Genomic DNA, 21911 nt, shown 5'->3' on the forward strand with positions numbered 1-21911 from the left:
GCTCCAGGGGTGGCGCACGGTCAGTCGATCAGCGCCTGGGCGAAGTCGCGATAGCTATGCAGCGGACGGCCGAGCATTTGCACCAGCCGCTCACGGTCCCCAGGTTGCGGCAGCATGCCGTCGCTGACATAGCGCTCGGCCATGAGTCTCATTTCGTAGGCCATCCAGGCCGGCATGAAGGTCGCCATGTTCTGCTCGAAGCCGCGCGGATCGTCACCGGCGTAGTGGATGGGGCGGCCCAATAGTTCGCTCCAGATCGCCGCGGCGCCTGCGCCGGTGAGGCTGTCCGGGCCGACCAGGTTGATCGTTTCGCTGGGCAGCTTGTCGATCGCCTGATCGCGGCGAATGAGTTCGAGGGCTGCGACCTCGGCGATATCCCGGGCGTCGACCATGGCCACGCCCTTGCTGCCGATGGGCATGGGATAGATCCCATGCTGCAGGATGATGTCCTTGATCATGACCTCGTTGTCGATGAAGTAGGTGGGCCGCAGGACGGTGGCACTGAAACCCATGGCGTCCAGCATCCGCTCGCCGCCGAACTTCACGGCGAAGTGCGGCACGTTGACCGCGGTGTCAGCGCCAAAGACCGAGAGATAGACGATCCGCTTGACCCCGCTTTCCCGGGCGATGTTGAGGGTGATGAGCGCCTGGGTGAATTCGTCGCCGGTCACGGCGTTGAGCAGGAAGAGGGTGGAAACGCCAGCGAAGGCGCTGCGCAGTGAATCGAGATCCAGCAGGTCGCCGCGAATGACTTCCACCGCCGCGGGGAAAACGGCGTTGGCCGGATTGCGTGTCAGCACCCGGACCTTGGCCTGGCGCTGTACCAGTTGGTGGACGAGGTGGCGGCCTACGCGGCCGGTGGCGCCAATGACGAGGATGGTCATGTCGATAACTCCAGGTGGGTGAGGGTGGAGCCACCTTAAGTCGTCCCATGTTTCGCCAATAGCCGCTAGGATAGGGACATACCGTTCCATTATTGAGATAGCTTGATGGACTTTAGCCTGCTGGCCGATTTTCAGCTCATCGCCACTCACGGCGGCATTGGCAAGGCCAGTCGTGCCAGTGGCCGACCCAAGGCCAGCCTGTCGCGGCGGCTGGCCGAATTGGAAGAGGCGCTGGGGATACGCCTGATCGAGCGCGGCGGGCGCAGCCTCGTCCTGACGCCTGCCGGGGTTGAATTGGCGGCCCGTACCCTGGGGCCGCTGCGCGAGATTCAGGAGGCGGTGGCCGCGGTGCAGGAGGGCGTGGCCGTACCCCGAGGGCGGCTGCGCATCGCGGCGCCGCTGCTGTTTTCCCAGGTGGCGCTGGGCCGGCTGAGTGCGGATTTCCGGCGGCAGTACCCCGAGATCCTCATCGAGGTGGTGGCCGAGGATCGCCTGGCCGATCTGGTGGAGGAACACTTCGACCTGGCCATTCGTATCAACCCCGCGCCCGACAGCACCCTGGTGGGTCGCTGCTTCGCCCGGGACCGCCGGGTGCTGGTCGCCGCGCCAGGCCTCGAAGGCCCTCTGGCGTCCGGCGCCGAACCTGCACCTCTGCCTGCGGTGGTCATGCCCGGCCAGCGCGAGGGCGAGGTCTGGACGCTGACGGAGGGCGGGGAGCGCTTCCTGCCCCAGCCGGTCTTGCAGCTGACTTCGCTGCTGACCATCCGCGAGGCGGTACTGGCCGGGGCGGGTGCGGCGCTATTGCCGCTCTCGCTGGTGCAACGTCAGCTGGACGAAGGTGCGCTCAGGCGCTGGGGCACCCTCGCCGGTGAGACCGAACTCTGGGTGCTGCACACCTCGCGACGACTGCAGAGCCCCAAGGTGAAGGCCTTCGTCGCCTTCCTCTGCGCACGGTATCCAGACGGCACCTTTTTGCTGGACTAGCGACTGACGACGCCTGCCCCGTGGTCCACGGAACGACGGCCTGCATATCGCCCGCGCCCCTTTGTCCGGATAATGGCTGCCAATCTGTCTTCAAACCGGAAAGCTGTGCATGGAAATCAAGGTCAATTTTCTCGACAACCTGAGGCTCGAGGCGAAGTTCGACGACTTCTCGGTGATCGCCGATCAGCCCATCCGCTACAAGGGTGACGGCTCGGCCCCGGGGCCCTTCGACTATTTCCTGGCGTCCTCGGCGCTCTGCGCGGCCTATTTCGTCAAGCTCTACTGCCAGACCCGCGACATCCCCACCGACAACATCCGCCTGGCGCAGAGCAACATCGTCGACCCGGAGAACCGCTACAAGCAGACCTTCAAGATCCAGGTAGAGCTGCCCGCGGATCTCTCCGACAAGGATCGCCAGGGCATCCTCAGATCCATCGACCGCTGCACGGTAAAGAAGGCGGTGCAGGCCGGTCCGGACTTCATCATCGAGGCGGTGGAGAGTTTGGACGCCGATGCCCAGGCCCTGCTGTTGCCCAGCGATACCGGCAGCGAGACCTATATTCCCGGCAAGGACCGGCCGCTGGAAGAGACCATCGCCAAGCTCTCGGGCATCCTCGCCAATCTGGGCATGAAGGTGGAGATCGCTTCCTGGCGCAATATCGTGCCCAACGTCTGGTCGCTGCACCTGCGCGATGTGCAGTCGGCGCTGTGCTTCACCAACGGCAAGGGCGCGACCAAGGAAGCGGCCCTGGCCTCGGCGCTGGGCGAATTCATCGAACGCCTCAACTGCAATTTCTTCTACAACGACCAGTACTGGGGCGAGGACATCGGCAACGCGGCCTTCGTCCACCACCCCGACGAGCGCTGGTTCCAGCCGGGCCCCAAGGATGCGCTGCCCCGGGAAATCCTGGATCGCCATTGCCGCAAGATCTATGACCCGGAAGGCGAACTGCGCGCCTCGCACCTGCACGACACCAATTCCGGCAATGTGGCACGCGGCATCTGCGCGCTGCCCTTCGTACGTCAGTCCGATGGCGAGGCGGTGTATTTCCCCTCGAACCTGATCGAGAACCTCTACCTCAGCAACGGCATGAGCGCGGGCAACACCCTGGCCGAAGCCCAGGTGCAGTGCCTGTCGGAGATCTTCGAGCGGGCGGTGAAGCGCGAGATCCTCGAAGGCGAACTGGCGTTGCCCGACGTGCCCGAGGCGGTGCTGGCGCGCTATCCCGCCATCGTCGAGGGCATCCGCGGCCTGGAGGCCCAGGGCTTTCCGGTGCTGGTCAAGGATGCCTCCCTGGGCGGCGAATTCCCGGTGATGTGCGTGACCCTGATGAATCCGCGCACCGGTGGGGTGTTCCCTTCCTTTGGCGCCCATCCACGCCTGGAGATCGCCCTGGAGCGCAGCCTCACCGAACTGTTGCAGGGCCGCAGCTTCGAGGGTCTCAACGACCTGCCACAGCCGACCTTCGAGAGCCAGGCGCTGATGGAGCCGAACAACTTCGTCGAGCACTTCATCGACTCCAGCGGCCTGGTCTCCTGGCGCTTCTTCAGCGCCAAGGCCGACCATGACTTCGTCGACTGGGATTTCTCCCACGAGGGCGAAGATTCCACCGCCCAGGAGGCCGCAACCCTGTTCGGCATCCTCGCCGAGCGCGATCTGGAAGCCTACATGGCGGTTTACGAGGAACTGGGCGCGCCGGCCTGCCGCATCCTGGTGCCGGGCTATTCGGAGATCTATCCGGTCGAGGACCTGATCTGGGACAACACCAACAAGGCGCTGGCGGTGCGCGAAGACATCCTCACGCTGCACCAGCTGGACGATGCGGCCCTGGAATCCCTGCTCGAACGCCTGGACGATACCCAGGTGGACGACTACACCCGCATCGCCACCCTGATCGGCGTGGAGTTCGACGAGAACACCGTCTGGGGCCAGCTGACCGTGCTGGAGCTCAAGCTGCTCATCCATCTGGCGCTGCAGCAGTTCGAAGAGGCCAAGGAAGAGGTGGAGACCTTCCTGCAGTTCAACGACAACACCCTGGAGCGCGGCCTGTTCTACCAGGCGATCAATGCGGTGCTGGAAGTCGAGCTGGACGACGAACTGGAACTGGCCGACTTCGAAGTCAATTTCCGCCGGATGTTCGGCGACGAGCGCCTGGACGCCGCCCTGGGTTCGGTCTCGGGCGAGGTACGCTTCCCTGGCCTGACGCCCACCAGCCTCAAGCTGGAAGGCCTCGACAAGCACCTGCGGCTGATCGACAGCTATCGCAAGCTGCACGCGGCGCGGGCCAGGGCGGCTGGGATTACGCTCTAACGGAAAGCCCCGCCCGGACCCGGGCGGGGCTTTCCTGGCGGTCAGCAGACCGCGATATGGGAATCCGCGCGCGGCTCGGTGCCGCCGCAGAGCACGCCGGTTTCCGGATCTCGGACGATGATCTGGCCGCGGCCGAAATCGGTGGAGTCGTGGGCGATCTCGATCTGGTGACCGCGCCGCGCCAGGCCGCTGGCCAGAGCCCGCGAAGCGGCCTGTTCGATGCCGACCTTCATGTCCCCCAGCCATTGCCAGCGCGGCGCGTCCAACGCCGCCTGGGGATTGAGGCCGAAGTCCACCAGGTTCATCACCATCTGCACATGCCCCTGGGGCTGCATGTAGCCACCCATGACGCCGAAGGGGCCAATGGGCACGTCACCCTTGCTCAGGAAGCCCGGGATGATGGTGTGGAAGGTCTGCTTGCCCGGCGCCAGGGCGTTGGAGTGCCCGGCATCCAGGCTGAATTCCGAACCGCGATTCTGCAGGCCGATGCCGCTGTCAGGCAGTACCACGCCAGAGCCGAAGCCGTGGTAGGCGCTCTGGATGAAGGACACCATGTTGCCCTCGCCATCGGCGGTGGCGATGTAGACGGTGCCGCTGGCCTGGGGATCGCCATGCAGCGGCGGCTGGGCCTGGTCGGTGATCTCCGCGCGGCGGCGGTCGGCGTAGGCGTCGTCCAGCAAGACGCTGGCGGCGACCCTCATGTGCTCGGGATCGGTGATGTAGTGCAGGCCGTCGGCATAGGCCTTCTTCATGGCCTCCAGCTGACGATGCCAGGTGAGCTGGCTGTCGCGCTGGTCGAAGTCGTAACCCTTGAGGATGTTCAGGGTCATGAGGGCGATCAGGCCCTGGCCACTCGGCGGAATCTCCCATACCTGATAGCCACGGTAGTCGACCTTGATCGGCTCCACCCAGCGCGGCTGGTAGCCGGCCAGGTCCGCTGCGCTCAGCTGGCCGCCGCTGGCCGCGGCATGATCCGCCAGGCGCTTGGCGATGGCGCCCCGGTAGAAGCTCTCGCAGCGGGTCTGTGCCAGTTCCTCCAGGGTGCGTGCCTGGGCGGGGTTACGATATAGCTGGCCGGCGACCGGCGCCTGGCCATCGATGAGGAAGGTGTCGAACCAGGCTTCCAGCTCCGGCGCCTGGTCCCGGCTGGCCTGGTACTCGGCCTGGGCGATACGCCACTGGTGGGCGACCACCGGCGACACCGGGAAGCCGTCCCGGGCCAGGGCGATGGCGGGTTCGAACAGGGTGGCGAAGGGCAGCTTGCCGAAGCGGCGCGACAGCTCGGCCCAGGCCGCGGGGCAGCCCGGCACCGTGACCGGCAGCCAACCGTGCACCGGCATGCGCTCGTGGCCGGCGGCCTTGACCGTGGCGATGTCGAGGCTGGCCGGGGCATGGCCGCTGGCGTCCAGGCCGTGCAGCTGGTCCTTGACCCAGACCAGGGCGAAGGCGTCGCCGCCAATGGCGTTGCCGGTAGGTTCCACCACGGTCAGGGCCGCGGCGGTGGCGATGGCCGCGTCGATGGCGTTGCCGCCCTGGCGCAGCATGGTGATGCCGGCTTCGGCGGCCAGCGGCTGGGAGGTGGCGACCATGCCATTGCGCGCGAAGACGCTCTGGCGTTGCGAGGCGTAGGGGTAGTCGTGGGCGGAGAAATTCAGCATGGCAGGCTCTTCGAGGTCATTGTCCGGTCTTGATGCGGGTCCACTCGCGGGTCATCAGCCGCTGAATCTGCGGCGGCAGATCGGCGGAGACGTAGAGGCGCTCGGCGATGGCCTCGCTCGGGTAGATGCCCGGGTTGTCGCGCACCTTGGCATCGAGCAGGGCAGTGGCGTCGCGGTTGGGGTTGGCGTAGCCGACATAGTCGCTGACCGGGGCGATCACCTCGGGGCGCAGCAGGTAGTCGATCAGCGCCAGAGCGCCCTTGGAGTTCTTGGCGTCCTTGGGGATGGCCAGCATGTCGAACCAGAGATTGGCACCTTCCCCGGGGATCACGTAGCGCACGTCGCTGGTCTTGCCGGCTTCCCTGGCGCGGCTCTGAGCCTGCATGACGTCGCCCGAATAGCCCATGGCCACGCAGACGTCGCCGTTGGCCAGGTCGGTGATGTACTTGCTGGAGCTGAAATAGGTCACCGACGGCTTGAGCTGCTGTAGCAGCGCGGAAGCCTTGCGGTAGTCCTCGGGCTTCTGGCTGTTGGGGTCCAGGCCCAGGTAGTGCAGGGTCTGGGCGAAGACCTTTTGCGGCGCATCGAGCAGGGCCACGCCGCAGCCCTTGAGCTTGGCCAGGTTCTCCGGCTTGAACAGCAGGTCCCAGGAATCCACCGGTGCGCCGTCGCCCAGGGCGGCGCGGACCTTGGCGGCGTTGTAGCCAATGCCTACGGTGCCCCAGAGGTAGGGCACGGCGTAGCGATTGCCGGGATCGGCCGCCTCCAGGCGCTGCATGAGCCGTGGATCCAGGTGCTGCCAGTTAGGCAGCCGGCTGCGATCCAGCGGCTGGTAGGCGCCCGCCTTGATCTGCTTGGTGAGGAACTGGTTGGACGGCACCACCAGGTCATAGCCGGAGTGGCCGGACAGCAGCTTGGCTTCGAGCATCTCGTTGGTGTCGAAGACGTCGTAGCGCACCTGGACGCCGCTGGCCTCGGTGAACTGCTTGAGGGTGTCCGGACCTATGTAGTCCGACCAATTGTAGAAGCGCACCTCGGACTCGGCGGCCTGAGCCAGGGGCGTCAGGCAGAGGGCGAGGGCGGCCAGCAGCGGACGAACAGTCATGAAGGTCTCCGGTCTAGAGCACGCGGCTGAGGAATTCGCGGGTGCGTGGATGGGTGGGATTGCCGAACACCTGGGCCGGCGGGCCTTCTTCGATCAGCTCGCCTTGGTGCAACACCACCACGCGGTCGGCCACCTCGCGGGCGAAACCCATCTCGTGGGTCACTACCACCATGGTCATGCCGTCTTCGGCCAGCTCCTTCATCACCTGCAGCACCTCACCGACGGTTTCCGGGTCGAGGGCGCTGGTGGGTTCGTCGAACAGCATGGCCTGGGGTTTCATCGCCAGGGCGCGGGCGATGGCGACACGCTGCTGCTGGCCGCCGGAGAGTTGCGCCGGATAGTGATCGGCCTTGTCGGACAGGCGCACCCGGGCGAGCAGGGCGCGCGCCTGCTCCACGGCGGCGGCCCGCGCCACGCCCAGCACCTGGATGGGCGCCTCGATGATGTTTTCCAGCACCGTCATGTGCGGGAAGAGGTTGAACCTCTGGAACACCATGCCGATGTCGCGGCGGCGGCGGGCGATGTTGCGCTCCGAATCCCGCACCCGACGGCCGTCGGGACGTTCGCGAAAGCCCATCAGCTCGCCGTTGACGCGGATGGTGCCGCCCTGGATCTCTTCCAGCTGATTGAGGCAGCGGATGAAGGTGGTCTTGCCCGAGCCGGAGGCGCCGATCAGCACCACCACATCGCCACGGCGCACCTCCAGGGTCACGCCCTTGAGGATGTCCAGCTCGCCGAAGGCCTTGTGTACCTCCAGCGCCTGGATCACAACGTCTTGCGTGGTCGTCATGGCTAGCGTCCCCGTAGCTTGAAGCCCTGCAGGCTGAACAGCCGGCCAGTGGCGGTGGGTCGTTGACCATCGGCCTTGCCGAAGCGCCGCTCCAGCCAGGACTGGAAGAGCCCCCACAGGGTCGTGAGGACCAGGAAGTAGATGGCGACCACCAGGTACAGCTCGAAGACGCGGAAGGTCGCCGAGGTGATCATCTGGGTGCTGAGCAGCAGCTCCTGCACCCCGATGACGCTGACCAGGGTGGTGTTCTTGAGCATCACGTTGAACTCGTTGCCGAGCGGCGGAATGATCACCCGGAGCGCCTGGGGCAGCACGATGCGGCGCATCAGCTTGGCCGGCGTCATGCCCAGGGAGCGCGCCGCCTCGTACTGGCCGCGATCCACCGCGCCGATGCCGGCGCGGATGATCTCGGCCATGTAGGCGCCCTCGTTGAGACCCAGGGCGATGATGGCGGCCTGGATGTTGCCCGGGATCACCAGGAAACCCAGGTCCAGGTCTTCGAAGCGAAAGATGCCGCCGGCAGCCAGGGCCGTGTAGAGGAAGACGATCTGCACCAGCAGCGGCGTGCCGCGCATCAGCCACACATAGCCGCGCACCGGGTATTGCAGCGCCCGATAGCGCGACAGCCGGGCCAGTGCCGCCAGCAGGCCGAGCGCGCAGCCCAGCAGCATGGCGCCAATGGCGATGACGCAGGTCAGCCAGAGGCCGTAGAGGTAGACGTCGCTCGGGTGCAACAGGTACTGCCAGAACACATCCCAGCTGAAGTTCATCGTGGCCATCCTTTAATCGAGCTTGTCGCCTTCCAGGTGCCACTTCGCCATGAGCGCGGCGTAGCTGCCGTCGGCCCTCATGTCGGCGAGGATCTGGGTGAGGGCGGCGCTGAGCTGGCTGTCGTCCTTGCGCACGCCGACGCCGGTGAGGATGCGGGCAAAGGCCGGCACGCCGGTCTCGAACTGGCCGGGCGCCACGCCCTGGTAATAGGCGGCGGTTTCCACGGTGGTGCCGTAGGCGTCGGTCTGGCCCAGGCGCAGGGCCTGGAAGGCGTCGGTGTCGCTGTTGTAGGCCACTAGCTTCATGGGCGCCTTGCCGGCCTTCTTCAGCTCTTCGTTGTGGGCGTCGAGCAGGGTGCGGATGGTGGAGCCATTGAGCACCGCCACCTTCTTGCCGGCGAGGTCGTCCAGGGTGTGGATGCCGGCCTTGTTGCCGCTGGGCACCACCACTGCCTGGCTGGAATACATGTAGTTGACGATGTCGATCACCTGGCGGCGCTCGGGCTTGTCGAACAGCTGGTCGATGAGCACATCGCACTGACCGGCGAGCAGCGCCGGGATCAGCCCCGAGAAGGGCACCACGCGCCAGTCGACCTTCTTGTCGCCAAGGCGCTTGGCGATCTCGGCGCCAAGGTCGACGGTCAGGCCCTTGGGCTTCTGGGCTTCGTCGAAGAAGCCGATCGGCGGGGTATCGAGGGCGCCGCAATAGGTGATCTTGGACGCCTTGGCCAGGCGGTCGGGGATCTGGGGTGCGGCCTGGGTGAAGCCGGCGACGAGGGTCAGGGCGAGCAGACTGCAGGAAAGCCGGTGGCGGGTCATGGTCTTCTCCGGAAGGACGGGGGTGGGCAGGGCGGATGGCTCAACGCGGGGGCTCAGGTCGGGTCTGGTCGCCCGATCGTTCGATAAAGGTCAGCAGATCGGGCACCGTGCCCTCGATGTGCTCGCGCAGTACCCGTTCGGCCTCGACGGCGTCTCCGGCGCGCAGGGCGGCAAGGATGGGCGCGTGTTCGTCACGCGCCGACTGGGGGCGGTCGGCGTGCAGCCAGAGCTGCATGTGCGGCTCGATCAGGGCATAGAGGCCGTTGATCTGGCGCAGCAGCCGCGGCCGGCCAGCGAGGCTGCACAGGTATTCATGGAAGGCGCGGTGCTGGGCGACCCAGGCGCCGGGTTCCTGCTCGTCGTCCAGGTCTTCCAGCAAACGTTCCAGGCGGGTCATCTCGCGCGGCCCGACGTGAGGCGTGGCCAGGCGGATCGCCAGCCCTTCCAGGGCGCCACGCATCTCGAACACCTCGCGCATGTCGTCCAGGTCCAGCCCGCTGACCACCGCGCCGCGGTGTGGCCGGAGGATCACCAGGCCCTCGGCGGCCAGGCGCTGGAAGGCGCTGCGCACCGGCATGCGACTCATGCCCAGGGTGGTGGCGATGTCCTCGGCGATCAGGCGCTCGCCGTTGCGATAGCGCCCGGCGCAGATGGCCTGCAGCAGGTGGCGATAGGCCTCTTCTTCGGCGCTCAGGGCGGCGGAGCGGGACAGGGCGGAGAGCGGCATGGCTGGCTTCCTGGATTTTTGTATCCAATCTGCCAGAGCAAGGGCCATGCCAGGGAGGGCAAGGCGCGCCAGTGCTGGGTTGGGAGCCTGAGCGCCTGGTGGCCGCCGTTACGTTTTGCACCGCTCTGGGTCGCCGCTGGGGCCCTTTGCTACCCGAGGACCCGAAACGGGGCGGCCGCTGGCGTCAGTCCAGCAACTGGCCATCGGCGGCGAAGAAGGGGTAGGGCCCCGGGTAGTTGCCCAGCGGCAGATGGTGGGTCACCAGGGCCTCGTCCGCCCAGCGATGCAGCAGCAGCCCTGGCGGCTCCAGGCGGAAGCGCGACGGCGCCGCCTCGCGCAGATCCAGCTCGACCTGGTGCGAAACGCCTGGGCAAACGCAGGCCAGGGTGCCGCCGAAGCGGCGCTGGATCAGCCGGTGCAGATGCCCGCAAAGCAGCCGCTCCACCTGGGGATGACGGCGGATGACGGCTTCCAGCTCGGCGCTGCCGTCCAGGCCGATGCGATCCATATGGCCGATGCCGACCGGGAAGGGCGGGTGGTGCAGGAGCACCAGGGTCGGCTGCGCGGGCGCCTGGCTGAGCTGGTCGTCGAGCCAGGCCAGCTGAGAGGTATCGAGACGACCGCCGTGCTCGCCGGGAATATGGGTATCCAGGCCGATAAGCCGCAGCGGGCCGCAATCCTGCTGCCAGTCCAGGGGGCCCAGGGTCGGTAGATAACGGTGGTCGGCGAAGGCGGCGCGCAGGGCGGCGCGGTCGTCGTGGTTGCCGGGGATGACGAAGAAGGGCATGACCAGTTCGGCCAGTACTTCACGCAGGGTGGCGTATTCCTCGGGGGTGCCGAAGTCCACCAGGTCGCCGGTGATGACCAGGGCATCCGGGCGCGGCTGCAGGGCGTTGAGGTGGCTCACCGCGATGCGCAGCGCGCCGAGGGTATCGACCACGCCGTAGGACAGCCGACCGCCGGCCTTGATGTGCAGGTCGCTGAGCTGGGCCAGGAGGAAGGGTTCGTGCATGAGATTCTCCGATCAGGAAGCCAGGGTGAAGAGGGCGTCGGGACGCACGTTCAGGTGCAGCAGGTCGCCCGGCTGGGCCTGCACGTTCTGGGCGGTGTCGACCAGCAGCGGCTGGCCGGTGCCCACTTCCACCAGCAGCCGCGAATGGGCGCCCTGGAAGAACTGGCCGACCAGGATGCCGACGAGGTGCGCAGGCGTCGGGCTGGGCTCCAGGTGTTCCGGGCGGCAGAACAGGGTGCTCGCCGAACCGGTCCAGGGCAGGCGACCGCCCGCGACGGCCACCTCGTTGCCCGTCTGGCTGCCACCTCGAAGCGATTGAGCTGGCCAACGAAACCGGCCACGAAGCGATTGGCCGGGCGTTGGTAGATCTGCGCCGACGTGCCGATCTGGGCGATGCGCCCGTCGCCCATCACCACGATGCGGTCGCCCAGCGCCAGGGCCTCCTGCTGGTCGTGGGTGACATAGACCGCCGTGGTACCCAGCTCGCGCAACAGGGCGCCGATGTCGGCCCGCAGCTGCTCGCGCAACTGGGCGTCCAGGGCTGCCAGGGGTTCGTCGAACAGGAGCACCCGCGGCCGTGGCGCCAGGGCGCGGGCCAGGGCCACTCGCTGGCGCTGGCCGCCGGACAGCTGCTGGATGCGTCGGTCGGCCAGGGCCTCCAGCTGCATCATGGCCAGCAATTCGGCGACCCGGGCATCGCGATCGGCGCGCGTCAGGCCACGGATCTTCAGGCCGTAGGCGATGTTGCCGGCCACGTCCAGGTTGGGGAACAGGGCGTAGTTCTGGAACACCATGCCGACGTCGCGGCGCTCGATGGGCAGGGCGGTGACGTCACGGTCGTCGAACAATACCTGGCCACCGGCATCGGGCTGCTCCAGACCGGCGATCAGGCGCAGGGTGGTGGTCTTGCCGCAGCCGGATGGACCGAGGAACACCAGGGTCTCGCCCGGGTGGATGTCGAGGTCCAGGGGCTGCAGCACCTGGCGGCCTCCGGCGAAGGTCTTGGCGCAGTGGCGCAGGCGAACGGCGGTACCTTGGGTCATCGCAGGGCTCCACGGGAGAGGCGGGCGCTGAGGGCCTGGAGGGCGACCAGCAGCGGCACGATCAGCAAGAGGAAGATCAGGGTGTAGGCGGAGCCCACCTCCAGCCGCGCCGAGGCGTAGCTGTCGGCCAGGCCCACCGGCAGGGTCTTGGTCAGGGGCGTGTGCAGCATCCAGGTGAGGTTGAATTCGCCCAGCGAGAGGGTGATCACCATGAGGCTGCCGGCGAGGATGCCGGCGCGGCCATTGGGCACCACCACGCCGAAGAAGCGCTGCCAGGGACCGGCGCCCAGGCTGGCCGCGGCTTCTTCCAGCTGCGGCAATTGGCTGCGCCTGAGCACCGCCATCACCGGGCGGATCAGGAAGGGCAGGGTGAACAGCAGGTGGCCGACCAGGATGATCACCGGGCTGCGGCGAAAGCCGCCAAGGTGCCCGTAGGTCAGCAGCAGCGCCAGGGCCGAGGCGAAGCCGGGCATGGCCACCGGCAGCACCAGCAATTCCTCGAAGGCGCGGGCGAAGCGGTTGTCCAGCCGTACCAGGGCATAGGCCGCGGGGACACCGAGCACGACCGCGAGGGCCGCCGTGCCCAGCGCCAGTTGCAGCGACAGCCAGACGGTGGGGGCATAGGCCTGCCAGACCTGGATCACCCAGTCGAGGGTCAGGCCACTGGCGAGGCCCTGGAAGTAGTTGCGGGTGAGGCCGGCCAGCACCGAGAGCAGCACGGGCACCAATAGGAAGGCGGCCACCAGCAGGGTGAACAGCAGTTGCAGCCAGAAACGCAGGGGACGATTCATCGCAAGTCTCCCTGGGTGCCGCCGAAGCGCCGGGCCAGCAGCAGGACCAGCCAGGTGACGAGGCCGAGCACCACCGAGAGCGCTGCCGCCACGCCGAAGTTGGCGAAGTTGGTGAAGGTGTCGTAGATGGCGATGGGCGTCACCGAGAGCCGCGTGCCGAGGGTGAAGGCGGTGCCGAAGGCGCCCATGGCGGTGGCGAAGCACAGCGCGCCGCTGGATAGCAGGGCTGGGGTCAGGCCGGGGATCAGCACATCGCGCACCACGGCGAAGAGCCCGGCGCCCAGGGAGCGGGCCGCTTCTTCCAGGCTGGTGTCGAGGGTTTCGCAGGCTGCCATCACCGTGAGGATCACCCGTGGGATGGAAAAATAGAGATAGCCGAGAAACAGCCCGAACAGCGAATAGGCGAATACCCAGGGTTCATTGAACAGGCCGCGCCCAAGGCTGGCGAACAGGCCCTGGCGGCCGCCCAGGAGGATGATCAAAAAGCCCACCACCACGCCGGGAAAGGCCAGCGGAAAGGTCAGCAGCGCCACCAGCAGGCTGCGCCCGACGAAGGCATGGCGTGCCAGGAAGCAGCCGGCGATGCCGGCCACCACCAGAGTGGCCAGGGTGGTGACGGCGGCCAGGGCCACCGTCTGGGCGAGCCCGGACAGATAGCCGGCGCTGGTCAGGACCTGCCAGTAGCCGGAGCTGCCGGCGGCGTCCGGGCGGGCGCCGAGCACCAGCAGCTGCGCCAGCGGCAGCAGCCAGAACGCCAGCAGAAAGGCGCTCGCCGGTGCCAGGGCGACGAGCGCCGGCCAGGGTAGCCGACGCGGCGCCCGGGGGCGCCCGAGGGAGACGGCGAGGCCCTGCATCTCAGCGCACCTCGGCCTGGTAGCGCCTGGCGAAGGCTTCCTGGACCGCTGCCATGTGGCCATAGTCCACGGTGCCGGCGCGGGCATAGTCGGCAGCGGGCAGGAAGCGCGCCTGGACCTCGTCCGGCAGCGGCACGTCCCGCACCGGGCGCAGATAGGCCTGGGCCCAGAGCGCCTGGCCCTTGTCCGACAGCACATAGTCCAGCACCTTCTCGCCGTTGGCGCGGTGCGGCGCGCCCTTCACCAGGCTCATGGTGTAGGGCACCGTCAGGCTGCCTTCCTGGGGAATGACGAAGGCCACCGGGGCGTTGTCCTTGTAGCGGGCGCGATAGGCGTTGAAGTCGTAGTCCACCAGGATCGGGATCTCACCGGACAGCAGGCGCGCATAGGCGGTCTGCTTGGGCACGATGGGATCGTTGGCCGCCAGCTTCTTGAAGAAGCCCAGCGCCGGGCCGAAGTCGTCGAGCGTGCCGCCCAGGGCCTGGTTCACCGCCACGGCGGTGACGTAGCCGACGAAGGCGCTGGAGGGATCCAGGTAGCCGACCAGGCCGCGGTACTCGGGCTTGAGCAGATCGCTCCAGCGCTGGGGTACCGGCTTGCCGCCCAGGGCCTGGGTGTTGACCATGAAACCGAGGGTGCCGGAGTGAATGGCGGTCCACTGGCCCTTGGGATCCTTGAGGCCAGTGGGGACCTGGTCCCAGTGCCTGGGCTGATAGGGCTGCAACACCCCGGCCTTGTCGGCCTGGATGCCAAAGGTCACCCCGTAGTAGACGACGTCGGCCACGGGTGCGTCGTGTTCGGCCACCAGCTGGGCCAGGGACTGGCCGGAGTTCTTGTTGTCCTGGGGCACCTGGATGCCGGTATCGGCGGCGATGGCCTTGAGCTGGGCACCCCAGTCGGCCCATTCCAGCGGGCAGTTGTAGCAGATGGCGGTTTCGGCGGCCTGGGCGCTGGCCAGACCGCAGGCCAGGGCCACACCGGCCAGGAGACGACGCAAGGGGAATCGGGATTTCATCGGCAAGGCTCCTTCAAGGGACCGGCACTGGTGCCGGGACGGACGAGGCAGGGCAGGCACTGCTGGTGGATGGGGCTGCCAGCGATCAGCGCCAGCAATTCGGTGACGAGCACGGCGCCCAGGCTCTGCAGCGGCTGCATGACACTGCACAGGCTGGGTTCCAGGCGGGCGCCCATGGCGATGCCATCGAAGCCCACCACCGAGAGGTCGTTGGGGACGGATAGCCCATGCCGCTGCAGCTCGGCGATGACGCTGATGGCCAGCAGGTCGTTGGTGCAGAGCAGGGCGGTCGGAGCATGACGCTCCAGCAGTGGGGCCAGCTCCGCCCAGTCGGCATCGGTATGGCTGGCCAGCTCCAGGCGCGGCAGCAGGGGCAGGGCGGCGGCGTCCATTGCCTGGCAATAGCCGGTGAAGCGCCGCTCGCTGCGATCCGATTGCTGAGCCGGCCCCGAGACCAGGGCGATCCGTTGATGACCCAGGGCGAGCAGGTGCTCGGTGGCCATGGCCATGCCCTGGCAGTTGTCCACCGCCACCGCTGCATAGGGGCGCTGGGGCTCGTGGTAGGCGAGGATGAAGGGCGTCTGCTCCCGGCTCAGCTCGGCCAGCACCTGGCTGCGGTCGGCATCGGCCACCGTCAGCACCAGGCCGGCGACACGCTGGCGCAAGAGTTCTTCCACCACCGCCGCCTCGCGCTCGGGCTGATAATCGGTGGTGGCGATCACCAGGGAGTAGCCCTGGCTACGGGCGGTGCGCTCCATGGCCTGCAGCTGCTCGGCGAACACCGGGTTGAGCAGGCTGGGTACCACCACGCCGATCAGCCGGGTGCTCTGCTGGCGCAGCTGGCGACCCAGCAGGTTGGGCCGGAAATTGAGGCTACGCGCAGCATCCAGCACACGCTGCCGGGTGCTCTCGCGCACCTGTTCGGGCGTGGCGAAGGCCCGCGCCGCGGTGGCCCGGGAGACGCCTGCCTGCTGCGCTACCTGTTTCAGATCGGTCATGCCTGCCTCGTTTGAGATCGATCTCATCGAGGGCAGACAGTGAGGGCTACGAATGTCGTTTCGATGACAGGCAGATGAAGTTTCGACGCCAAGAACAACAACGGTGTGCGGGGACCAGACGCCTTGTTTCGGTCAGGATCAAGCCACGACCAGAATAGTCAGTCAGATAGTCAGATTTAATCAGCGCATAAATAAAAATCGCGCTAAAGAAAGGAAATAGTCAGTCGATCTTAGGGCGTTAGAGGATCGCCTTTCGCTGATCTCAAGGAGCCCGTCTTGAACCTTCGCTCGCTACGCATTGCCCCCCGCGCCGCCCTCTGCTTTGGTGCGGTCACCCTGTTCGTGATGCTGCTCGGGGTGTTCGCCCTGTTCCAGCTCAATGCCTTGCGGGCGACCGAACAGGCGATGGAGGCCGAATGGCTGGCGAGCGTCCAGACCACCGACGACATCCAGGTCGCGCTGCTGCATACCCGCCTGGAAAGCATCCGCCTGCTGGCCAGCGAAGACAGCGCGGCCATGGCCATCGCGACCCGGCAGATCCAGCTGAATCGCGACGTGATGAACGCCCGCACGGCCTACTACCGGGAGCACCTGGTTTCGACCCCTGAAGAGCGGACCAACTTCGAGCAGGCAGCGCTGCAGATGAAGGCCTATCTGGAAGGGCTGGAACACGTCGTCGCCTTGGTCGGTACCGACCGCAACGAGGCGCTCAAGCTGGCCAACGGTGACCAGCGCCTGCGCGCGGAGGGCTATCAGGAACGACTGACCGCACTGCGCGAATTCAACAGCGAAGGCGCCCGCCAGGCCAGCCAGGCCGCGTTGGGCATCTATGAGCACAGTGTGCGCATCACCGTCGGCATCATGCTGCTGGCGGTCGTGGTGACGCTGCTGCTGGCCTGGCGCCTGACGCGCAGCCTGGCCCAACCCATCGGGGATTCCCTGGCCGTGGCCAACGCCATCGCCAAGGGCGAGCTCACCGGCAAGATCGATCCGAGCGGTGCGGACGAGGCCGCTGGCCTCATGCGCGCCCTGGCGCAGATGCAGGACAACCTCAAGGATACCCTGCACGGCATCTCCCGATCCTCCGGGCGCCTGAGCGAAACCGCCCGCACCATGAACGCCGTCACCGACCAGGCCAGCCGTGCGCTGTCCAGCCAGAACGCCGAGATCGACCAGGCCGCCACCGCGGTCACCGAGATGAGCGCTGCGGTCGAAGAGGTGGCGCGCAACGCCTCCTCCACCTCCCAGGCCGCGCGGGATTCCAGTGCGGCCGCAGAAAACGGCAATGCCAAGGTCGGCCAGGCACTCGACGCCATGCAGCGCCTCACCCAGCAGGTGCAGTCGACGTCGGTGCAGGTCGAAGGCCTGGCCGGGCAAGCACAGGACATCAGCCAGGTGCTGAGCGTGATCGGCTCCATTGCCGAGCAGACCAACCTGCTGGCGCTCAACGCGGCCATCGAGGCGGCGCGGGCCGGCGAGCAGGGCCGTGGCTTCGCCGTCGTCGCCGATGAGGTCCGCGCCCTGGCGCACCGTACCCAGACCTCGACCCGCGAGATCGAGCAGATGATCCAGGCAATCCAGAAGGGCTCCGCGGAAGCCGTGGACTCCATGCAGCTCAGCACCAACCAGGCCCAGGCCACCTACGAGGTGGCCCAGGAAGCCGGCCGGGCGCTGAACGACATCCTCCAGGCCGTGCGCCTGATCGACGAGCGCAACCTGCAGATCGCCACCGCTTCCGAAGAGCAGGCTCACGTCTCCCGCGAGGTCGACCGCAACCTCATCAGCATCCGCGACCTGTCGGTGCAGACCAGCGACGGCAACCGGGAAACCGTGGGCGCCAGCGAGCAACTGTCCGAACTGGCCGGGGAGCTGCAGACCCTGGTGCGCCGTTTTAAGTTGGCATGAGTGGGGACGGGCGCGCAGCTGGGCTGCGCGCCTGACCGCGTAAGAGGGCATCCCCGGCCTGGGGGGAGTGGCCGTACTGCGTGAAGCGCGCTGCTGTTCCGCGCGGGAGGTAGGCCATGAAGCGGCTTGCCCGGGCATCACGGTGGGTACCGGAGGTGAGAGATGCCGGCTCCACCCTAGGTAGCAGTGCGTCATCCTGGCCTGCGGCTATCCGATGATATGCCTCTGGAGACTCATTTCTGCCGGCTCATCGGCTCAAGCCGTCCGCTCACTTCCATAGATGATGGCTTTTTGGTATCAATGGTTATTGTAATACCTATTAGATCCGCACCCGACGCTCTCGTAGAGAAACCATGGCGCTGCCCCAATACAGCATCAGAGTACCTGTCACCCAGCTGCAACTGGGCATGTACGTCTGCGAACTGGATCGCCCATGGGAAGGCACGCCCTTTCTGTTCCAGGGATTTCCCATCCAGAGCGTGCAGGACATCCGCACCCTGCAGGAAACCTGCGAGTTCGTCTGGGTTGATCGGCGTCAGAACAGGTCGCTGACCCCGCTCTCGACCGCCCAGGCGGCAGGTGCCCAGGCGGTAGGTGCCCAGGCGAAAACCTATGCCATCGACTATCGGGAGGCGGTCAATGTCGCCGAGCCGATGTGGCGCGAAGCCCAGGCGGTGTCGAGGCGGATGCTGGATGCCGTCAGGTTCGGCAAGGAGCTCGATGTCGGCGAAGTGCGCCAGGCGATCGGCGAGTGCGTCGAGAGTGTCCTGAAGCACCCGGCAGCCAGCCTCTGGTTGGCGCGCATCAAACACCGTGACGAATACACGGCGGAGCATTGCCTGCGCGTAGCCCTCTATGCCATCGCCCTGGGCAAGGAACTGGGCATGTTGCCGCTGGAGCTCGAAGAGCTGGGCATGTGCGGCATACTGCACGACGTTGGCAAGATCAAGGTTCCCGACGAGATCCTCAACAAGCCGGGTCGCTTGACCGATGAGGAATTCCTCATCATGCAAGCCCATACCACCTACGGCTGGCAGCTGCTGATGGCCAACCGCGAGGTGCCGCCCGCGGCCGTCGATGTCGCCTATACCCACCATGAGCGCATGGATGGCCTGGGCTATCCCCGAAAGCTCCCGGCGCAGCGCATCCCCTTCAAGGCCAAGATCATCGCCGTGGTGGATGCCTACGATGCCATCACCAGTGACAGGGCCTACAGCGAAGGGCGGTCGAGCCTGGAAGCCCTGCGTATTCTCTTCGAAGCCAAGGGCACGCAATTCGACGAAACGGTCGTCCTCGCCTTCATCCAGTTGATTGGCGTCTACCCACCCGGCGAAATCGTCGAACTGAGCACCGGGGAGGTCGGGATCATCATCGGCTTCGAAGCCGGCAGCAAACTCAAGCCGCGGGTCCTGCTCGTCCTTGACGCCGACAAGCAGCCACGGCCGGAACAGGTGCTCGATCTGGCGCGCAATCCGCGGGATGCCGCTGATCGTCTGATCATTGTCCGCTCGGTAAAGCCCTCCGGTGCCTACGGGATCGACATCGACAGCTACCGGGACAAGGGCCTGGTGGTGCCGACCTGAGTGGGCAACGAGCGCGTAGGAGTCGCACTCTTCGCGCTCTGGGCGGGGCTAGGTTCGGCGCCATCCGGCTTTCCTCACGCGGCGGTGGGCGCAGGGGCGGAATCGATGGCCGTGCTTCTGATCCGGTCACGGCGCGCTACCAGACCCAGCGCGCCGGTCAGCGCCGTGGCCAGGCACAGCATGCAGCCCATGCCCAGCAGGCCAGCGGTGAAGGAGCCGGTGGCATCCTTGAGCCAGCCCACGGCGTAGGGGCCGACCAGGCCACCCAGGCTGCCGGTGGCGTTGATGAAGGCGATGCCGCCCGCCGCGGCCTGTCTGCTGAGAAAGGTCGCGGGGATGCTGTAGAAGCAGGTGCGCACCGAGCACAGGCCGATCAGCGCGACGGTGAGTCCGATCAGGGCCGGTAGCAGTTCGTTGAACACCACCGAAAACAGAAAGCCCGCCGCGCCAGCGCCGCAGGTGAGGGCGAGGTGCAGGATGTAGCGCCGCTTACCGGCCAGGATCCGCGCCCAGATCAGCATGGCACCGCTGGCGATGATGTAGGGCACCGCGGAGATCCAGCCGATCTGCAGGGTGGTGAGGTGATGGCTCTTGAGGATCTGCGGCAGCCAGACGCCGATGCCCAGGATGCCGATGATGTAGCTGAAGAGGATGGCCGCCAGCAGCCAGACGCGGCCGTCCTTGAGTGACTGCCGAAAGCTGTGGGTGCCCTTGCTGGCCTGTTCGGCGTCCAGCGCGCCTTGCAGGGCCTGGCGTTCTTCCGCGCTGAGCCAGGCAGCCTGGGCGGGCTGATCGGCCAGCATCTTCAGGCAGAGCACGCCCAGGAAGCAGGCCGGCAGCCCTTGCAGCACCAGCAGCCATTGCCAGCCGGCGTAGCCCCAGAGGCCGTCCAGCTGGAGCATGGCGGCGGACAGGGGGCCACCCAGCACCGAGGACAGCGGAATGGCGAAGAGAAACCAGGCCATCACCCGGGTGCGGTACTGCACCGGAAACCATAGCGACAGAAAGAAGATCACGCCGGGAAAGAAGCCTGCCTCGGCGATGCCGGCCAGGAGGCGAATCACCGCATAGCTCGTCGGACCCTGGGCAAGGGCCGTGGCCGCCGCGCACAGCCCCCAGGTGATCATGATCCGCGCCAACCAGCGCCGGGCGCCGAAGCGATAGAGCGCCAGGTTGCTGGGCACCTCGAACAGGCAATAGCCAAGGTAGAAGATCCCGGCGGCAAAGCCGAACTGGGCGGCGGTGAGCCCCAGATCGTCATTCATGGTCAGGGAGGCGAAGCCGACATTGGTGCGGTCGAGGTAGTTGAAGAAGTAGGCGAGGGCCAGCAGCGGCACCAGGCGCAAGGCGGCCTTGCGGCAGGCTCGCTGCACGATCGGGTCGAGGCCTGGCGCCTCGTGGACGGATGGAGTTGGCATAGGGCGGACCTTGTTCTTGTAGGAGTCGCGCCAGCTTAGGGCGGCCCTCCGTTCGCCCGCCAAAACCTTTTCGACATGGCTCCTCATAGCGTTTCGGCATGTGCCTGTCCATGCCGGAACACTATGGAAATCCATCCGGATAAAGCATTTGTTCCGCGTGAGGCTTTGCATCACGTTCGGGGATCACGCCTGCTGCGTGACGTCCGAAAACAACAAGGAACAGGTGCAATGATCAAACAGCGTTTCACCACCGGCTGCCTCACCCTCGGCGCCCTGACCCTCAGCCTGGCGGCCCTTGCGGCGGAACCCGTACGAAGCTTTCAGAGCGTGAAGGGCGATATCAGCATCCAGGTCCTCGATCAGGGTGAGGGCAAGGTCATCGTCATCCTGCCGTCCCTTGGCCGGGGTGCCCATGATTACGACGAGGTCGCCGCACAACTTGCCGCCGATGGCTATCGGGTCCTGCGCCCTGAGCCGCGGGGCGTCAATGGCAGCAAGGCGCCCATGGCCGAGCTGACGCTCCACGACTTCGCCGCCGACGTGGCCCAGGTGCTCGACGAGGTGAAAAGCGGCCCGGCGGTGGTGGTGGGTCACGCCTGGGGCAGCCAACCCGCGCGGGTACTGGCGGTGGATCGCCCGGATCTGGTCAAGGGCATCGTTCTGGCCGCCGCCTCGATTGGCAAGCTGCCGCCGGATTCCAAGGAAAAGCCCTATGGCCGGCTCAAGGAGGCGATCAATGGCTCCGGCAACTACGCCCTGCCCGAGGCGCAGCGGCTGATCTATCTCCAGCAGGCGTTCTTCGCGCCGGGCAATGATCCGCGCCCCTGGCTGACCGGCTGGTATGGACAGACCCATGACGCCGAGGGCTATGCCCGCGACCATACGCCGGTGGACAGCTACTGGTCCGCCGGAAACCAGGTGCCCATCCTCGACCTGCAAGGTGAGCATGACGCCGTGGTCATCCCGAATATCCTCAAAGGCCTGTTGGGGGCGCGAGTCGAACACCAGGTCATTGCCAATGCGGGCCATGCCATGGCGCCTGAGCAGCCCAAGGCGATGGCGTCCGCCATCGCCGGTTTTGCCAAGCGGGTGTATGGGCGTTAAGCCAAAGCTGAGCGACGTGGCAGGAAGGAAATTGGCAATAGTTGAGCGGGCGGATAAGGCTGCAGCCAGTGTCGGTTCCCGAAATTGTTGCGACATTCGGGAAATACCAAAACCGGAAATAGCTAATGACAGCAATCGAC

The 21911-nt window shown here is 66.7% G+C and carries 18 protein-coding genes and 2 pseudogenes; 6 read left to right on the plus strand and 14 right to left on the minus strand.

Going from position 1 to position 21911, the window contains the following annotated elements:
* Positions 1–20 precede the first annotated feature (20 nt).
* Complete coding sequence (locus tag ACUCV0_RS09930) at positions 21–884, minus strand: SDR family oxidoreductase (protein ID WP_482212568.1); 864 nt, start codon at positions 882–884, stop codon at positions 21–23.
* Between the two features lie 105 nt (positions 885–989).
* On the opposite strand from ACUCV0_RS09930, the gene ACUCV0_RS09935 reads away from it, so the two are divergent.
* Together ACUCV0_RS09935 and ACUCV0_RS09940 are read left to right on the plus strand one after the other, a co-directional pair.
* Positions 990–1868 carry a LysR family transcriptional regulator gene (locus ACUCV0_RS09935; protein ID WP_482212569.1) on the plus strand — a complete coding sequence of 293 codons (879 nt, stop codon included), beginning with the start codon at positions 990–992 and terminating at the stop codon, positions 1866–1868.
* A gap of 109 nt (positions 1869–1977) precedes the next feature.
* Positions 1978–4179: an OsmC domain/YcaO domain-containing protein gene (locus ACUCV0_RS09940; RefSeq protein ID WP_482212570.1), complete on the plus strand. Its 2202-nt coding sequence runs from the start codon at positions 1978–1980 to the stop codon at positions 4177–4179.
* A gap of 41 nt (positions 4180–4220) precedes the next feature.
* Here the strand turns inward: ACUCV0_RS09940 and ACUCV0_RS09945 are convergent, their stop codons facing one another.
* From ACUCV0_RS09945 to ACUCV0_RS10000, 12 genes and pseudogenes are all read right to left on the minus strand, one after another.
* The gene (locus ACUCV0_RS09945) at positions 4221–5837 is read right to left on the minus strand and encodes a gamma-glutamyltransferase family protein (RefSeq protein WP_482212571.1); all 1617 of its coding nucleotides are present in this window, start codon (positions 5835–5837) and stop codon (positions 4221–4223) included.
* A 16-nt stretch (positions 5838–5853) separates the two neighbouring features.
* Positions 5854–6942, minus strand: a complete 1089-nt coding sequence (locus tag ACUCV0_RS09950) for a polyamine ABC transporter substrate-binding protein (RefSeq protein WP_482212572.1) — start codon at positions 6940–6942, stop codon at positions 5854–5856.
* A 13-nt stretch (positions 6943–6955) separates the two neighbouring features.
* A complete protein-coding gene (locus ACUCV0_RS09955) occupies positions 6956–7732 on the minus strand; it encodes an amino acid ABC transporter ATP-binding protein (protein ID WP_482212573.1) in 777 nt (258 codons plus the stop codon).
* Between the two features lie 2 nt (positions 7733–7734).
* Positions 7735–8502, minus strand: a complete 768-nt coding sequence (locus ACUCV0_RS09960) for an amino acid ABC transporter permease (protein WP_059315130.1) — start codon at positions 8500–8502, stop codon at positions 7735–7737.
* 12 nt (positions 8503–8514) lie between these two features.
* The gene (locus ACUCV0_RS09965; protein WP_271655080.1) at positions 8515–9321 is read right to left on the minus strand and encodes an ABC transporter substrate-binding protein; all 807 of its coding nucleotides are present in this window, start codon (positions 9319–9321) and stop codon (positions 8515–8517) included.
* A gap of 40 nt (positions 9322–9361) precedes the next feature.
* The gene (locus tag ACUCV0_RS09970; protein WP_059315128.1) at positions 9362–10048 is read right to left on the minus strand and encodes a GntR family transcriptional regulator; all 687 of its coding nucleotides are present in this window, start codon (positions 10046–10048) and stop codon (positions 9362–9364) included.
* Positions 10049–10232: 184 nt separating this feature from the next.
* Positions 10233–11060, minus strand: a complete 828-nt coding sequence (locus ACUCV0_RS09975) for a phosphodiesterase (protein ID WP_482212574.1) — start codon at positions 11058–11060, stop codon at positions 10233–10235.
* A 12-nt stretch (positions 11061–11072) separates the two neighbouring features.
* Positions 11073–12103 (minus strand): annotated as a pseudogene (locus tag ACUCV0_RS09980) (ABC transporter ATP-binding protein).
* Positions 12100–12894, minus strand: a complete 795-nt coding sequence (locus ACUCV0_RS09985; protein ID WP_482212575.1) for an ABC transporter permease — start codon at positions 12892–12894, stop codon at positions 12100–12102. The pseudogene ACUCV0_RS09980 and the gene ACUCV0_RS09985 overlap by 4 nt, the downstream one beginning before the upstream one ends.
* On the minus strand, positions 12891–13748 hold the full coding sequence (locus ACUCV0_RS09990; protein ID WP_482212576.1) for an ABC transporter permease: 858 nt from the start codon (positions 13746–13748) through the stop codon (positions 12891–12893). The genes ACUCV0_RS09985 and ACUCV0_RS09990 overlap by 4 nt, the downstream gene beginning before the upstream one ends.
* 1 nt (position 13749) lies before the next feature.
* Positions 13750–14763 carry an ABC transporter substrate-binding protein gene (locus ACUCV0_RS09995; protein ID WP_482212577.1) on the minus strand — a complete coding sequence of 338 codons (1014 nt, stop codon included), beginning with the start codon at positions 14761–14763 and terminating at the stop codon, positions 13750–13752.
* Complete coding sequence (locus tag ACUCV0_RS10000) at positions 14760–15761, minus strand: substrate-binding domain-containing protein (RefSeq protein ID WP_482212578.1); 1002 nt, start codon at positions 15759–15761, stop codon at positions 14760–14762. Before ACUCV0_RS10000 ends, ACUCV0_RS09995 begins: the two co-directional genes overlap by 4 nt.
* Before the next feature lie 276 nt (positions 15762–16037).
* Here ACUCV0_RS10000 and ACUCV0_RS10005 point away from each other — a divergent pair.
* The 3 genes and pseudogenes from ACUCV0_RS10005 to ACUCV0_RS10015 all read left to right on the plus strand — a co-directional run.
* A pseudogene (locus ACUCV0_RS10005) lies at positions 16038–16808 on the plus strand (MCP four helix bundle domain-containing protein); the annotation flags it as partial.
* 66 nt (positions 16809–16874) lie between these two features.
* Positions 16875–17666, plus strand: a complete 792-nt coding sequence (locus tag ACUCV0_RS10010) for a methyl-accepting chemotaxis protein (RefSeq protein WP_423815230.1) — start codon at positions 16875–16877, stop codon at positions 17664–17666.
* A 353-nt stretch (positions 17667–18019) separates the two neighbouring features.
* Positions 18020–19249, plus strand: coding sequence for a cyclic di-GMP phosphodiesterase (locus ACUCV0_RS10015; RefSeq protein WP_323149111.1), 1230 nt, complete (start codon positions 18020–18022; stop codon positions 19247–19249).
* Between the two features lie 74 nt (positions 19250–19323).
* Here ACUCV0_RS10015 and ACUCV0_RS10020 read toward each other — a convergent pair whose 3' ends face one another.
* A complete protein-coding gene (locus ACUCV0_RS10020) occupies positions 19324–20667 on the minus strand; it encodes an MFS transporter (protein ID WP_482212579.1) in 1344 nt (447 codons plus the stop codon).
* Between the two features lie 228 nt (positions 20668–20895).
* On the opposite strand from ACUCV0_RS10020, the gene ACUCV0_RS10025 reads away from it, so the two are divergent.
* On the plus strand, positions 20896–21771 hold the full coding sequence (locus ACUCV0_RS10025; protein ID WP_482212580.1) for an alpha/beta fold hydrolase: 876 nt from the start codon (positions 20896–20898) through the stop codon (positions 21769–21771).
* Positions 21772–21911 lie beyond the last annotated feature (140 nt).

It is taken from the genome of Pseudomonas sp. VMV1 (assembly GCF_056790235.1).

What these genes read in the sequence shown, in the direction of transcription:
- ACUCV0_RS09930 (WP_482212568.1), bottom strand. Translation starts at nt 884, where the DNA reads ATGACCATCCTCGTCATTGGCGCCACCGGCCGCGTAGGCCGCCACCTC.
- ACUCV0_RS09935 (WP_482212569.1), top strand. Translation starts at nt 990, where the DNA reads ATGGACTTTAGCCTGCTGGCCGATTTTCAGCTCATCGCCACTCACGGC.
- ACUCV0_RS09940 (WP_482212570.1), top strand. Translation starts at nt 1,978, where the DNA reads ATGGAAATCAAGGTCAATTTTCTCGACAACCTGAGGCTCGAGGCGAAG.
- ACUCV0_RS09945 (WP_482212571.1), bottom strand. Translation starts at nt 5,837, where the DNA reads ATGCTGAATTTCTCCGCCCACGACTACCCCTACGCCTCGCAACGCCAG.
- ACUCV0_RS09950 (WP_482212572.1), bottom strand. Translation starts at nt 6,942, where the DNA reads ATGACTGTTCGTCCGCTGCTGGCCGCCCTCGCCCTCTGCCTGACGCCC.
- ACUCV0_RS09955 (WP_482212573.1), bottom strand. Translation starts at nt 7,732, where the DNA reads ATGACGACCACGCAAGACGTTGTGATCCAGGCGCTGGAGGTACACAAG.
- ACUCV0_RS09960 (WP_059315130.1), bottom strand. Translation starts at nt 8,502, where the DNA reads ATGAACTTCAGCTGGGATGTGTTCTGGCAGTACCTGTTGCACCCGAGC.
- ACUCV0_RS09965 (WP_271655080.1), bottom strand. Translation starts at nt 9,321, where the DNA reads ATGACCCGCCACCGGCTTTCCTGCAGTCTGCTCGCCCTGACCCTCGTC.
- ACUCV0_RS09970 (WP_059315128.1), bottom strand. Translation starts at nt 10,048, where the DNA reads ATGCCGCTCTCCGCCCTGTCCCGCTCCGCCGCCCTGAGCGCCGAAGAA.
- ACUCV0_RS09975 (WP_482212574.1), bottom strand. Translation starts at nt 11,060, where the DNA reads ATGCACGAACCCTTCCTCCTGGCCCAGCTCAGCGACCTGCACATCAAG.
- ACUCV0_RS09985 (WP_482212575.1), bottom strand. Translation starts at nt 12,894, where the DNA reads ATGAATCGTCCCCTGCGTTTCTGGCTGCAACTGCTGTTCACCCTGCTG.
- ACUCV0_RS09990 (WP_482212576.1), bottom strand. Translation starts at nt 13,748, where the DNA reads ATGCAGGGCCTCGCCGTCTCCCTCGGGCGCCCCCGGGCGCCGCGTCGG.
- ACUCV0_RS09995 (WP_482212577.1), bottom strand. Translation starts at nt 14,763, where the DNA reads ATGAAATCCCGATTCCCCTTGCGTCGTCTCCTGGCCGGTGTGGCCCTG.
- ACUCV0_RS10000 (WP_482212578.1), bottom strand. Translation starts at nt 15,761, where the DNA reads ATGACCGATCTGAAACAGGTAGCGCAGCAGGCAGGCGTCTCCCGGGCC.
- ACUCV0_RS10010 (WP_423815230.1), top strand. Translation starts at nt 16,875, where the DNA reads ATGAACGCCGTCACCGACCAGGCCAGCCGTGCGCTGTCCAGCCAGAAC.
- ACUCV0_RS10015 (WP_323149111.1), top strand. Translation starts at nt 18,020, where the DNA reads ATGGCGCTGCCCCAATACAGCATCAGAGTACCTGTCACCCAGCTGCAA.
- ACUCV0_RS10020 (WP_482212579.1), bottom strand. Translation starts at nt 20,667, where the DNA reads ATGCCAACTCCATCCGTCCACGAGGCGCCAGGCCTCGACCCGATCGTG.
- ACUCV0_RS10025 (WP_482212580.1), top strand. Translation starts at nt 20,896, where the DNA reads ATGATCAAACAGCGTTTCACCACCGGCTGCCTCACCCTCGGCGCCCTG.